We start from the raw sequence: 13,554 nt of genomic DNA on the forward strand, positions 1-13,554 counted from the left end.
CAGGCCTCATCGGTTCGTTGTCTGGCGCAGCAACATGGTGCCACCGCGCTGAGTAAATTCAAGTTTGTTCAAGGCGCTCATGCCGAGCAGCACCTGATCGCCATGCAGCCCAGGCGCCACCAGTGCGCGGACGTCCCGCAGCACGATGTCGCCCAGTTGCAGACGGGCAATTTTGGTCCGATAGCCCTGGCTCAGGCCGTTGGCCGTGCTCAGGGTCACACCGAAACCTTCTTCCAGCTTCAAGCGTTTGGCCAGATCCGCCGGGATCGCCACATCGGTTGCGCCGGTGTCGAGCATGAACTCCACCGGCTCGCCGTTGATCTGGCCGCTGGCGACAAAGTGCCCTTGGGCGTTGCCGGCCAGCTTCACTTCGATAAAACCTTCGCCCTGTTCCGAACTGACTACCACGTTCGGGTTCTGCTGGCGTTGCTCCCACTGGCCAAAAAAGCGCGTCGCCAGAAACAGCGCCGCGCACCAGGCCATAATCATCAGCACCCGACCGGCGCGCTTGCCCGGGGGTTGCTCACTCATGTTCAGCCATTCCAGCCACCTGCAGGGACGGCAAACCGCCAGACAGTCGGGCGTGCCTCGCCATCGTTGCGCACAACGCCATTGTTGTCGGTGCCGATCCAGGCGCCCTTGTCGTCGACAATCAGCGCTTCGGTCAATCCATGCCGGCCGGGGTATTGCCGATGTGCAACCAGTGCATCGGCAGCAAATGACCAGCACCGCTCCTGAGCACCACTCAACGCATGCCGACAGACCTTGAAGGCATTGCGATCAAGCAAAAACAGTTTGCCGTTGAACAGTGAAATATCGGAAAAATCCATCTCTACCGGCGTCGAGCCAGGAAACTGTGGCGGCTGCGGCGCGAGCCCCCCTTCACTCAGGGTCACGCAGACTGGCGCGCAGGCCCATTTGCCCTTGGGTTTTGCAATGTGCACCAAGCCCCTTTTCTGCCGCTCGCCAGCCAGCCAGATGTCGTTGCCGGCACCTGATATCGCCAGCCCCTCAAACAGGGCATTGGCATGCAGCAACATGCCCGCCTTGCGCGCCTCTTCTACCATCTGCGGCGCAATGTTGAGCCACGACGTCTGGCCCTGCGGGGTGACTTGCAGCAACGCTGAATAGGTTTCGCTGAGAATGTAACGATTTCCCGCGTCATCGCAACTGATGCCTTCAAAGTCGAGGGCGGCGTTGCGCACCAGCGAGCGGTACAGCGTATGAATCTTCATCGCCAGCGTACGCCCGGCATCGGCCGGTACCGGCGGGACATTGATCGCCACCGCTTCAGCCTTCCAGACATCTGCCCGGGAATCGAGCCGATAGATCCGATCGTCGTCGCGGTCCGATATTGTCCACAGATGCTCGCCGCACAGGGCCAGCCCCGACAGATTACCGCCGCGCATGCCGTCGACAGGGTGTTCTGAAAGCAGATGCAATTCAGGATCCCCGGCCAACGCGAACGACGACCAAATTACACAAGTAGCAGCAATACCTTGCCTGATGTTCATCCCTGACACTCCAATGTCTTTCGTGATGTTCCTCACGGAAGTATTGCAGGGATTGCCCTTGGCACCGGATTACTTTGCCGCAGCGCCCCTTCACGGCTTGGCGCTCCAGCCACCGTCAGGTGCGGCGAAGCGCCAGATGATCGGGCGCTTTTCGCCGTCGGCGCGCGCGCCGTCATTGTTGTCGATACCGATCCACGCACCCTGCGCATCCACCACCAGCGCTTCCGCCAGGCCATAGGCTTGTGAATACAGGCGCTGTGGCTGCAGGGCATCTTCAGCGTACGACCAGCATTGTTCGACTTTGGCGGTCACCGCATCACGGCGGCAAATCTGAAACGCATTGCGCTCAAGGGTGAACAGCCTGCCGTTGAACAGTGACAGATCAGCGAAGTCGCGGGTGACGGCGCGGGCCTTGGGGAACTGCGGTGGCTGCATTTCGACGCCGGCTTCGCTGAGCAACACACAAGCACCGTCACAATCCCAGACCGTTTGCTGACGCTTGATCTTCAGCAGCCCCCGGCGCTCGCGCTCGGCAGCGAGCCATAACTGATCGCCTGCAGGGTTGATCGCCAAGCCTTCGAACAGCGCATTGAAGTGCAACAACATGCCACTGGCGCGGGCTTCTTTCACCAGCATCGGCGAGATTTTCAACCATGACGCCGGGCCTTGTGGCGGCACTTGCAGCACGGCGGCATGGGCCTCGCTGACGATGAAACGATTGCCAGCGTTGTCGCAGGTGATGCCTTCGAAATCCAGATCACCGCCACGGATGAACGAGGCGGCCCAGGTGCGCGAGCTGATACCCCACGGCAGACCACTGTCCGGCACGGGCGGGACATCGATGCGCACCGTTTCGGCTTGCCAGACCTGATCGGCCGTCTTCAGACGGTAGATCTGATCGTCATCGCGATCGGACACTGTCCACAGTTCGTTGCCGCACAGCGCCAGCCCAGAGAGGTTGCCGCCGCGCATGCCGTCGACCGGATGCTCGGCGAGCAGGCGCAGTTCTTGTATCGGCTCGGCCGACACGGTCATTGAACTCAGCAGCAACGCACCCGCCAAGGCCCAGCCAAACTGCATCAGGTCAGCACCTCGGCGAGGTTGCCTTTGGATTCGAGCCAGGTTTTGCGGTCGCCGGCGCGTTTCTTCGCCAGCAGCATGTCCATCATTTCCGAGGTCTCGGCGTAGTCTTCGCCCAGCGTCAGTTGCACCAGACGCCGAGTGTTCGGGTCCATGGTGGTTTCGCGCAGCTGTGGCGGGTTCATTTCACCCAGACCTTTGAATCGGGTGACCTGCGGTTTGCCGCGTTTCTTCTCGGCAACCAGACGGTCGAGAATACCGTCGCGCTCGGCTTCGTCGAGGGCGTAGTAAATTTCTTTGCCCAAGTCGATGCGGTACAGCGGCGGCATGGCGACGTAGACGTGACCGGCATCCACCAGCGGGCGGAAATGCTGGACGAACAACGCGCACAGCAAGGTCGCAATGTGCAGACCGTCGGAGTCGGCGTCGGCGAGGATGCAGATCTTGCCGTAGCGCAGCTGACTCATGTCCGCCGCGCCCGGATCGACACCGATGGCCACGGCGATGTTGTGCACTTCCTGACTGGCCAGAACTTCGCTGCCGTCGACTTCCCAAGTGTTGAGGATCTTGCCGCGCAACGGCAGGATCGCCTGGAACTCCTTGTCCCGCGCTTGCTTGGCGGAACCACCGGCGGAATCACCTTCGACGAGGAACAGCTCGGAACGCATCGGATCCTGCCCGGCGCAATCCGCCAGTTTGCCCGGCAATGCTGGACCTGCGGTGACGCGTTTGCGCTCGACTTTCTTGCTTGCCTTGAGACGACGGCCGGCGTTGTTGATCGCCAGTTCAGCCAGGGCCAGACCGGTTTCCGGGTTGGCGTTGAGCCACAGGCTGAACGCATCCTTGACCACACCGGAAACGAACGCCGCCGCTTCACGGGACGACAGACGCTCTTTGGTCTGGCCGGAGAATTGCGGCTCCTGCATTTTCATCGACAGGACGAAAGCGATGCGCTCCCAGACGTCTTCCGGCGCCAGCTTCACGCCGCGTGGCAGCAGACTGCGGAATTCGCAGAATTCGCGCATCGCATCGAGCAGGCCCTGACGCAAACCGTTGACGTGGGTGCCGCCCTGCGCCGTCGGGATCAGGTTGACGTAGCTTTCCTGCACCGCGTCGCCACCTTCCGGCAGCCACAGCAGCGCCCAGTCGACGGCTTCTTTATTACCGGCGAAAGCGCCGCAGAACGGCTCGTTCGGCAGGCGTTCGAATTCGCTGACGGCGTCGACCAGATAGGAGCGCAAACCGTCTTCGTAATGCCACTCGACTTTCTCGCCAGTGCCTTTGTCTTCGAAGCTGACCAACAGGCCAGGGCACAACACAGCCTTGGCCTTGAGCACGTGCTTGAGGCGGCTGATGGAGAATTTCGGTGAGTCGAAGTATTTCGGGTCCGGCGCGAAGTACACGCTAGTGCCGGTGTTGCGCTTGCCGACGGCGCCGACGGTTTCCAGCTCGGTGGCCTTGTAGCCATCGGCGAACGTCATCTGGTATTCGTTGCCATCACGCTTCACGCGCACCCGGACTTCGGTCGACAAGGCGTTGACCACGGAAATACCCACGCCGTGCAGACCGCCGGAGAACTGGTAGTTCTTGTTGGAAAACTTGCCGCCCGCGTGGAGTTTGGTGAGGATCAGTTCGACGCCCGACACGCCCTCTTCCGGGTGGATGTCGACCGGCATGCCACGGCCGTCGTCACTGACTTCCAGCGAGTGGTCGGCGTGCAGGATGACCTGCACCGATTTGGCGTGGCCGGCCAGGGCTTCGTCGACGCTGTTGTCGATGACTTCCTGGGCGAGGTGGTTCGGCCGACTGGTGTCGGTGTACATGCCGGGGCGTTTGCGCACCGGGTCGAGGCCCGAGAGGACTTCGATGGCGTCGGCGTTATAAGAGCTAGCGCTGGGAGTGGCCATAGGGTCTCGTCGTCAGTCATTCATGAAATAGGGGCAAGACTTCACAGTGCGGTGAAATCGATTGCCTGATACACATCGGCACCAATGCCGGCAAAACTCAGCAACGCCGGCAATTGACCGGCAAAGCCTTGGAAACTGTGGTCGCCGCCGGCCTGAATGCGCAAGGCACAGGCGCGGTAATACTGCTGGGCGAGGCAATAATCCAGTGTTTCATCGCCGGTCTGCAACCATACCTGATAGCGCTGGGCGTCCACAGGTGCTGGCACTTCCAGCTCGGCCAGGGCCGTTACATGGTCGAGGGTCAATTCCCAGGTTTCATCGGTATACAGGTTTTTCTGCGTGCCCAGATAGCCGTCGAACATCCGGTGCGGGCTGACCGCCGGGTTGACCAGCAGGGCTTTCAGGCCATGGCGCTCGGCCAGGTGAGTCGCATAGTAGCCGCCGAGGGAGCTTCCCACCAGCAATGGGCTGCCCAGCTCGGCGATTGCCTGCTCCAACTGACCGATGGCTTCGCGCGGATGATGATGCAGGGCCGGCACACGCAGTTGATCGCTCAAACCCAGTTGCTCCATCACCGTCACCAGCTGACAGGCCTTTTTCGAGGCCGGAGCGCTGTTGAAACCGTGGATATAGAGGATCGAACCGGACATTTGAGCTCCCTGAGTGTCGGCAAAAGATAGCGGAGTTTACAGGGAGTCAGGGCAGGATGGGCCATACAAATGCCCCCTGCCTGCATCCTGTAGGAGCTGCCGCAGGCTGCGATCTTTTGATTGTTTTTGAAGATCAAAAGATCGCAGCCTGCGGCAGCTCCTACAGGGATTATCAATATCCGTTGGAGCCGTAGTCGACGGTGAAGGCGAAATTGATGACGCGTTCGACGCCGGTTTCCAGGCGACCATCCGGTAACAACCGCAACCAGCGATACCCCGGCGCCTGCTCACCGACCTTGAAGTCTTCACTGCCCGGCTCGAACTGAATGCACGTCGAAGGTGAAGCCATCAAGCGCACGCCGTTACGCTCGCGATCAATCTCCTGATGCACGTGCCCCCACAGCACCGCGCGCGCTTGTGGAAAACGATCCAGCACCTCGAAAAACGCTTCAGGATTGCGTAAACCGATCGGCTCCATCCACGCGCAACCGATCGACACCGGATGATGGTGGAAGCACACCAGATGATGCCGCTGCGGCGCTTCGCTCAGCGAGCGGGCCAGCAGTTGCAGCTGATCATCCTGCAAATACCCTGGCACTGAGCCGGGTACAGCCGAATCAAGCATCGTCACGCGCCAGTTGCCGATATCCACCACCGGTTCCAGCAGCGAGCTCTGCACGGCGGCCTGCGCCATGATAAGCGGTTCATCGTGATTACCGGGAATCCAGCGCGCGGGCGCATCGATCTGCGCGCTGATCTGGCGAAACTGCTGGTACGACTCCAGCGTGCCGTCCTGGGAAATATCCCCGGTGGCCAGAATCAGGTCGATCTGCGGCTGCTGGCCCAACACCAGCTCGATGACCTTTTGCAGGCTCTCGCGGGTGTTCATGCCCAGCAGCGTACCGTCCGCTTCCGCGAACAGATGGCTGTCGGACAACTGCACCAGCAGCGCCGAATCGGCGGGGGTCAACGTGGATACGCTCGGCAAGGCGTTCTCCCAAGGCAAGAGCACGGAATCGATCAAGTGCCGCAATTATGCTGGGGGATCAGTGAAAGAGGAAACCGCCTAACCGGACACAGTTCACAACTAGCGTACGACTTCGTACTCATGCCCCAATGCCAGGCAATGGCTCAGCCATTCCCCCAGGAACAGATTGAGCTGAGCCTTTTCATCCGGCTGGTGCATCGCCGCGTTAGGGTAAGGATAGATGCCGCGAAAGCGCCGTGCATGTTCGGCGCTGACCACTTCGGCCATGCGCGCGTCGTGATAGACCTGAACTTCCAGTTGCGGCACCGGCAGCCACGGCAGGCTGTGTTCCTGACGTACCTGCAACGTGGTGGTGTAAGGACAGGCCTGCAACACTTCGAGGGCCAGCACGCCGAGCATCTGCTCGCCCTGGGTCACGGCGATGCGCCGCGCCTCGGGTTCGTTGCGCATGTCCGGCAGCAGTCGCATCAGGCGCGCGTAGTTGGCCTCGCAGGCGGCTTGCAGCCCCGCGAGGTCGACTCGATAACGATCGCGCAACTTGTTTACAACCATAGCCCCCTCACTTCGGCGCGGTTCAGCGCCAGCCACTGCAAGGCGATGATGCTCGCCGCATTGGCAATGCGTCCATCACGGACGGCCTGCAAGGCATCTTCAAAGGCCCAGACCGTGACGCGGATATCTTCTGCCTCTTCTTCCAGGCCATGCAGGCCGCCTGCGCCTTCGGTGCTGCAACGCCCCAAGTACAAATGCACGAACTCGTTGCTGCCGCCCGGCGACGGGAAATATTTGGTCATCGGCCACAGGGCCTTGATGTCCAGCCCAGCTTCCTCCTGCGCCTCGCGGTGAGCAACTTCTTCCGGTTGTTCATCCTTGTCGATCAGACCAGCGACCAGTTCGACCAGCCACGGGTTGTCGGTCTTGCCCATGGCGCCGATGCGAAACTGCTCGATCAGCACCACTTCGTCGCGCTGCGGATCGTAGGGCAGCACGCACACGGCATCGTGGCGCACGAACACTTCACGGTTGATCTCGCGGCTCATGCCACCGGCAAACAATTCATGGCGCAGGTGCACACGGTCGAGCTTGTAAAAGCCCTCGTAGCATTTTTCGCGCCGCACGATATCGACGGCGGTCGGAATGGCGTTGGCAAAATCAGTCATGAGCATCCTCTTTACTGCAGATCCATTACGAGGTTGCTGTGTGATTGGCAACCTCGACTTCGCGCCATCCTAACGCGCCCGCACCGTTTGATGCAGCCCCTTTACCGTCAGCGGGATGGACGGTGGAGGCGAAACCCACTCTAATTAGCTTAGTGGCGAACTGACTGCTTCTGCGAGAGTCGAAGCGGATATCTTTTTGCCTTCCCTTGCTTTCGAAAGGACGCCCATGTCGCTTTTCAAAATTGCCTCCGTGGCCGCCATCGCCCTGACTCTGGGCGCCTGCGCCAGCCTGTTCCAGCCCAACTACCGCACGCCGCTGGAGACCACCCGCGACGCCTCGGAACAACTGAAACCCGGCTGTTCCAACCCTGATTGCCCGCTGGTGAACATCGACACCCTGCGCTTCCCGGCAGAACCTGCGCTGGACGGCATCATCGAAAAACGTCTGCTGCAAATGACCCGCACCGAGAAAAATGCACCGGTAGCGCCAACCCTGGCGGCCTATCGCGAGCAGTTTCTGGCCAGTGCCGGCCCGCGCAACAGCAGCTACCTGCAAGCGAAAGTACGCGAGCAGCATGACGGCTTGGTGATCATCGAGTTGTCGAGCTACCTCGACACCGGCGGCGCGCATGGCACACCGGGCCGTGGTTTCATCAACTATTCGCGCCAGCAGCACAAGGTACTGAACCTGTCCGACATGCTGATGCCGGGTCAGGAAGAGGCGTTCTGGAAGGCGGCGCAGGTCGCGCACAACAGCTGGTTGATCAGCACCAAGCTCGATCAGGAAGCGGAGTTCGTGAAGAACTGGCCGTTCGTGAAAACCCCGAACGTGGCGCTGACCTATGGCGGCGTGATCCTCAAGTACGACGTGACCACTATTGCGCCTTATGCGCTGGGCCACGTCGAACTGAAGATTCCTTATCCGCGTCTGAACGGCATTCTCAAGCCTGAGCTGTTTCCCGGCCGTAACTGAAGGCCCGACCGAGCACTAGCTGCAACAGCCCTGCCAGCACCAGCGCCGGCAGGGTTGCGCCGACATCCGGATACAGATTCGCCAGCAAGTGGTAGGTGCTCACGCCACCCAGCCACGCCAACAATGCCGGCCAGCGCAATGCGGCTGACGCGACCTGAGCACTGCGCTTGCGCAGAATGAAGTGATCCACCAGCACCACGCCGAACAGCGGCGCAAACACCGAACCGATCAACAGCAGGAAATTCTGGTACTGCGCCAACGGCGCCAGCAGGGCGATCAGCGTGCAGATCACGCCGATGGCCAAGGCCAGATGCTCGACTTTCAGGCGCAACAGAATCCCGCTCGAAACCGCTGCCGAGTGAATGTCGGCGAAGGCGTTTTCCGACTCATCCAACAGAATCAACAACAGCGGAATGCCCAGACCGGCGCCAGCCAAGGCCAACAGCAACGCATTGACCTCACCGCTCGGTGCGAAGGCCAGGGTGTAGGCGACGCCAAGGCTCATCAGCCAGAAGTTGCCGATGAAGAAACCGACCGCAGTGCCACCGAAGACATTTTTCGCACGCTTGCCGAAACGCGAGTAATCGGCGATCAGCGGCAGCCACGACAGCGGCATCGCGATGGCAATGTCGAAACCCACGGCGAATGGCATCGAACCGTCACCGGCACGCGACCAGAGATCCGCCAGATCGGCTTTGGCGAACAGGTTCCAGGTCAGCCAGATGCACGCTGCCAGCAGCAGCCAGATGCCCCACTTGCGCAGGATCTGCCGCACGAAGGTCAGCGGGCCGCTGACCGCTAGCAAGGTCGCCAATGCGCCGAAAAACAGCGTCCACAACACCGGGTTCGACCACAGCGAACCTTCGCTGAACGCCCGAGTGCCGAGCAGGCTGGCGGCGTCACGCATGACGATGATTTCGAACGAGCCCCAACCGATCAGTTGCAGCAAATTGAGCAGCGCCGGCAGGCTTGCGCCTTTGCTGCCTAGGCTGAGTTTGAGGGCAGCCATCGACGACAGGCCGGTGTCGCTGCCGATCACGCCGACAGCGGCCAGCAGCAGAACGCCGACCAGCGTGCCAAGGAAAATCGCCAGCAGCGATCCGGACAGGCCCAGCCCTGGCGCGAGCAAGGCGCCGGTCTGCAAGACCATCAGGCCGATGCCGAGGGAGAACCACAGGGAAAACAGATCGCGACCGCCGAATACACGCTTGTCGGCGGGCACGGCGAGGTCGGGGGAATAAGTGCTGGGTTGAATGCTCAAGGGTGTTATCTCAGAGGGACATTTGTTGTTGTGTGATCGTTCCCACGCTCTGCGTGGGAATGCCTCTAGGGACGCTCCGCGTCCAGTGACGCGGAGCGTCACGGGCTGCATTCCCACGCGGAGCGTGGGAACGATCAGTACGGGGTCAAACCTTTTTGTACAGCTGACTGCCTTCCTTCTTGAACCGCTCGGCCTGTTCCGCCAGGCCTTGGGCGACGTCCACGTCAACCGCGTCGATCCGCTGGTTGGCCGCGTATTCGCGGACTTCCTGAGTGATCTTCATCGAGCAGAATTTCGGCCCGCACATCGAACAAAAGTGCGCGACCTTGGCCGAGTCCTTCGGCAGGGTTTCATCGTGATACGAACGCGCGGTGTCCGGATCCAGACCGAGGTTGAACTGGTCTTCCCAACGGAATTCGAAACGCGCCTTGCTCAAGGCGTTGTCGCGAATCTGTGCGCCCGGATGCCCTTTGGCCAAGTCCGCCGCATGCGCCGCAATCTTGTAAGTGATGATCCCGGTCTTCACGTCATCCTTGTTCGGCAGGCCCAAGTGTTCCTTCGGCGTCACGTAGCAAAGCATCGCGCAACCGAACCAGCCGATCATCGCCGCACCGATACCCGAGGTGATGTGGTCATAGCCCGGCGCGATGTCGGTGGTCAGCGGGCCGAGGGTGTAGAACGGCGCCTCGTCGCAGCACTCCAGCTGCTTGTCCATGTTCTCTTTGATCAACTGCATCGGCACGTGGCCCGGGCCTTCGATCATGCATTGCACGTCATGCTTCCAGGCGATCTTGGTCAGCTCGCCCAAGGTCTCCAGTTCACCGAATTGCGCTTCGTCGTTGGCGTCGGCAATCGAGCCCGGACGCAGGCCGTCGCCCAGCGAGAAGCTGACGTCGTAGGCCTTCATGATTTCGCAGATTTCGTCGAAGTGGGTGTAGAGGAAGTTCTCTTTATGGTGCGCCAGGCACCACTTGGCCATGATCGAACCGCCACGGGAGACGATGCCGGTCACGCGCTTGGCGGTCAGCGGCACGTAGCGCAGCAGTACGCCGGCGTGGATGGTGAAATAGTCGACGCCCTGCTCGGCCTGCTCGATCAGCGTGTCGCGGAACAGCTCCCAGGTCAGGTCTTCGGCGACGCCATTGACTTTTTCCAGCGCCTGATAAATCGGCACGGTGCCGATCGGCACTGGCGAGTTGCGGATGATCCACTCGCGGGTTTCGTGAATGTGTTTACCGGTGGACAAGTCCATCACGGTGTCCGAACCCCAGCGAATGCCCCAAGTCAGTTTCGCCACTTCTTCTTCGATCGAAGAACCCAGCGCGCTGTTGCCGATGTTGCCGTTGATCTTCACCAGGAAGTTACGGCCGATGATCATCGGTTCCAGTTCGACGTGGTTGATGTTGGCCGGAATGATTGCGCGGCCACGGGCGATTTCTTCGCGGACGAATTCGGCAGTGATTTCTTTCGGGATGCTCGCGCCGAAGCTGTGCCCGGCGTGTTGTTGCGTCAACAGGCCGGCAGCGCGGGCCTCTTGCAGCTTCATGTTTTCGCGGATGGCGACGTATTCCATCTCGGCGGTGATGATGCCTTTACGGGCGTAGTGCATCTGGCTGACGTTGGCCCCGGCCTTCGCGCGGCGCGGGTTGTTGACGTGGGCGAAACGCAGCTTGGTCAACTCGGCATCGGCGAGACGTTGTTGGCCGAAGTTCGAGCTCAGGCCTGGCAGGCGCTCGGTGTCGCCACGGTCATCGATCCACGCCGAACGCACATCGCCCAGACCTTTGCGCACATCGATCACCACGTTCGGATCGGTGTACGGGCCTGAGGTGTCGTAAACGGTGACCGGCGCGTTGATTTCACCGCCGAAGTCGGTCGGCGTCACGTCGAGGCTGATTTCGCGCATCGGCACGCGGATGTCCGGGCGGGAGCCCTGAACGTAGACTTTTTGCGAACGGGTGAACGGCTTGACCGATTGCTCGTCGACCTTGGCCGAGTCACTCAGGTTGATCGCGTTTTTTGATTTTGTAGTCATCACGGGCTCTCCAGACAGCATCCAGGCAGTGGATTGTCGGAGCAGAACCTGAAAGGCACGGACGCACCAGGACTGGTGCTGTGCATCGTCGTCGAGCGTTCGATTGTCGAACAATTTCCCGGACGAAGCACAAGAGGACTCGCCGGGTGACGAGAAATCTTGTTCCCTACGCAGGCGCTAACCTGATCAGGTTCAACGGGATCCGAAATTATTCGATCTCAGCCTCATAGCAAGGCACCCCGACAAGAACCCGGCCAGTCTAGACACAACCGGCAAAGAACGCCAACACCGCAGCAAACACCATGATGAATGGCGCAAATACACAGGTTGGGCCGATTGTTGTGATCGGTTTGCGCAACTACACTCGCTTTGCCCCGCCACGCCTTGACGCTGTGGGGCCTGCGCCTTACCTTTGGCGCCCGGATTACTTCCATAATATTAATGCTAGGGATCGCCTCATGCTGCGCAAACTCTCACTGGCTGTTGCCGTGTCTTGTGCGTCCAACGCAATGGCCTGGGCAGCAGAAGCGCCCTTGTCGACCAAAACCGATCTGGTCAGCGTCTATCAGGAAGCGGTCGACAACAACGCCGATCTGGCCGCCGCCCGCGCCCAGTACGGCGCACAGAAAGAAGTGCTGCCACAGGCCCGCGCCGGCTTGCTGCCGAACCTGTCCGGCGGCGCCGAAACCGCCAATGTGCGCACCTCGATCGATCAGCCTTCGGCCATCGCCAACCGCAGCGCTCACTCGTATCAGGCGACCCTCGCCCAGCCGCTGTTCCGCGCCGATCGCTGGTTCCAGTACCAGGCCGCCAAGGACGTCAACGAGCAAGCCGCGCTGCAACTGTCGGCAACCGAGCAGAACCTGATCCTGCAATCGGCAGAAAGCTATTTCAACGTGCTGCGCAGTCAGGACAATCTGGCCTCGACCAAGGCTGAAGAAGCCGCGTTCAAGCGCCAGCTCGACCAGTCCAACGAACGCTTCGATGTCGGCCTGTCGGACAAGACCGACGTCCTGCAATCGCAAGCCAGCTACGACACCGCACGGGCCAACCGCATTGTGGCGCAGCGTCAGGTCGATGATGCGTTTGAAGCGCTGATCACCCTGACCAACCGTCAGTACAACTCGATTCAGGGCATCGTCCACTCACTGCCTATCCTGCCGCCAGCGCCGAACGATGCCAAATCGTGGGTTGATACGGCGGCGCGTCAGAACCTGAATTTGCTGGCCAGTAACTACGCCGTCAGTTCCGCCGAAGAGACCTTGAAGCAGCGCAAGGCCGGTCACTTGCCGACCCTCGATGCTGTGGCCAAATACGAAAAGGGTGACAACGACGCCCTCGGTTTCGCCAACCCGAACTCGTTCGGTGCGCCTTACGGTGGCAACGTTGAACAGACCACCGTCGGACTGCAGCTGAACATCCCGATCTATAGTGGCGGCCTGACCAGTTCGCAAGTGCGTCAGTCGTATGCGCAACTGGATCAGAGCGAGCAGCAGCGTGAATCGCTGCGTCGGCAGATCGTTGAGAACACCCGCAATCTGCACCGCGCGGTGAACACCGACGTTGAGCAGGTGCAGGCGCGCAAGCAATCGATCATTTCCAACCAGAGCGCGGTGGAAGCCACGGAAATCGGTTATCAGGTGGGCACGCGCAACATCGTTGACGTGCTCGATGCGCAGCGTCAGCTGTACACCTCGGTGCGCAACTACAACAACACGCGGTATGACTACATTCTCGACAACCTGCGCTTGAAGCAGGCGGCGGGGACGCTGAATCCGGGGGATCTGGAAGATCTGCGCCGTTATCTGAAAGCCGACTACAACCCGGACAAGGATTTCCTCCCGCCGGATCTGGCCAAGGCTGCAGAAGAACAACTCAAGGCCCGCCCATAAACAATCTGGAATGAATCCCCTGTGGCGAGGGGATTTATCCCCGTTCGGCTGCGCAGCAGTCGCAATACCGGTGAACAGGGTTTTGCTGAATCAC

Annotated in this window: 12 protein-coding genes and 1 riboswitch; of the genes, 2 read left to right on the forward strand and 10 right to left on the reverse strand. The window is 60.6% G+C overall.

What is annotated here, in order from left to right:
- Positions 1–6: 6 nt before the first annotated feature.
- The 8 genes from ACZZ0B_RS23570 to ACZZ0B_RS23605 form a co-directional block, all read right to left on the reverse strand.
- Positions 7–531 (reverse strand): retropepsin-like aspartic protease family protein, encoded by a 525-nt coding sequence (locus ACZZ0B_RS23570; RefSeq protein WP_008079235.1) that lies wholly within the window; start codon positions 529–531, stop codon positions 7–9.
- Between the two features lie 2 nt (positions 532–533).
- Positions 534–1,508 carry an esterase-like activity of phytase family protein gene (locus ACZZ0B_RS23575; RefSeq protein ID WP_463546960.1) on the reverse strand — a complete coding sequence of 325 codons (975 nt, stop codon included), beginning with the start codon at positions 1,506–1,508 and terminating at the stop codon, positions 534–536.
- Between the two features lie 96 nt (positions 1,509–1,604).
- Positions 1,605–2,594, reverse strand: coding sequence for an esterase-like activity of phytase family protein (locus ACZZ0B_RS23580; protein ID WP_463546355.1), 990 nt, complete (start codon positions 2,592–2,594; stop codon positions 1,605–1,607).
- Positions 2,594–4,501: a DNA topoisomerase IV subunit B gene (gene parE / locus ACZZ0B_RS23585; RefSeq protein WP_463546356.1), complete on the reverse strand. Its 1,908-nt coding sequence runs from the start codon at positions 4,499–4,501 to the stop codon at positions 2,594–2,596. The genes ACZZ0B_RS23580 and parE overlap by 1 nt, the downstream gene beginning before the upstream one ends.
- 41 nt (positions 4,502–4,542) lie before the next feature.
- Positions 4,543–5,151 (reverse strand): YqiA/YcfP family alpha/beta fold hydrolase, encoded by a 609-nt coding sequence (locus ACZZ0B_RS23590; RefSeq protein ID WP_463546357.1) that lies wholly within the window; start codon positions 5,149–5,151, stop codon positions 4,543–4,545.
- Positions 5,152–5,323: 172 nt separating this feature from the next.
- Entirely contained in the window at positions 5,324–6,139 is an 816-nt protein-coding gene (cpdA, locus tag ACZZ0B_RS23595; protein ID WP_008079244.1) for a 3',5'-cyclic-AMP phosphodiesterase, read from the reverse strand.
- A 99-nt stretch (positions 6,140–6,238) separates the two neighbouring features.
- Positions 6,239–6,691: a DUF1249 domain-containing protein gene (locus ACZZ0B_RS23600; protein WP_440094895.1), complete on the reverse strand. Its 453-nt coding sequence runs from the start codon at positions 6,689–6,691 to the stop codon at positions 6,239–6,241.
- Positions 6,682–7,299 carry an NUDIX domain-containing protein gene (locus tag ACZZ0B_RS23605; protein ID WP_463546358.1) on the reverse strand — a complete coding sequence of 206 codons (618 nt, stop codon included), beginning with the start codon at positions 7,297–7,299 and terminating at the stop codon, positions 6,682–6,684. The genes ACZZ0B_RS23600 and ACZZ0B_RS23605 overlap by 10 nt, the downstream gene beginning before the upstream one ends.
- 226 nt (positions 7,300–7,525) lie before the next feature.
- Between ACZZ0B_RS23605 and ACZZ0B_RS23610 the strand changes: the two genes are divergently transcribed.
- Positions 7,526–8,272 (forward strand): RsiV family protein, encoded by a 747-nt coding sequence (locus tag ACZZ0B_RS23610; protein WP_440094893.1) that lies wholly within the window; start codon positions 7,526–7,528, stop codon positions 8,270–8,272.
- Here the strand turns inward: ACZZ0B_RS23610 and cytX are convergent.
- Both cytX and thiC read right to left on the reverse strand, forming a co-directional pair.
- Positions 8,241–9,533, reverse strand: coding sequence for a putative hydroxymethylpyrimidine transporter CytX (cytX, locus tag ACZZ0B_RS23615; protein ID WP_064117169.1), 1,293 nt, complete (start codon positions 9,531–9,533; stop codon positions 8,241–8,243). The two genes, ACZZ0B_RS23610 and cytX, sit on opposite strands and share 32 nt — an antisense overlap.
- A 145-nt stretch (positions 9,534–9,678) precedes the next feature.
- Positions 9,679–11,568, reverse strand: coding sequence for a phosphomethylpyrimidine synthase ThiC (gene thiC / locus ACZZ0B_RS23620; protein WP_158829981.1), 1,890 nt, complete (start codon positions 11,566–11,568; stop codon positions 9,679–9,681).
- A 146-nt stretch (positions 11,569–11,714) separates the two neighbouring features.
- Positions 11,715–11,820, reverse strand: a riboswitch (TPP riboswitch).
- Positions 11,821–12,026: 206 nt separating this feature from the next.
- Here thiC and ACZZ0B_RS23625 point away from each other — a divergent pair.
- Positions 12,027–13,460 (forward strand): TolC family outer membrane protein, encoded by a 1,434-nt coding sequence (locus tag ACZZ0B_RS23625; RefSeq protein ID WP_463546359.1) that lies wholly within the window; start codon positions 12,027–12,029, stop codon positions 13,458–13,460.
- Positions 13,461–13,554 lie beyond the last annotated feature (94 nt).

The sequence above is a fragment of the Pseudomonas sp. AC247 genome (genome assembly GCF_979258015.1).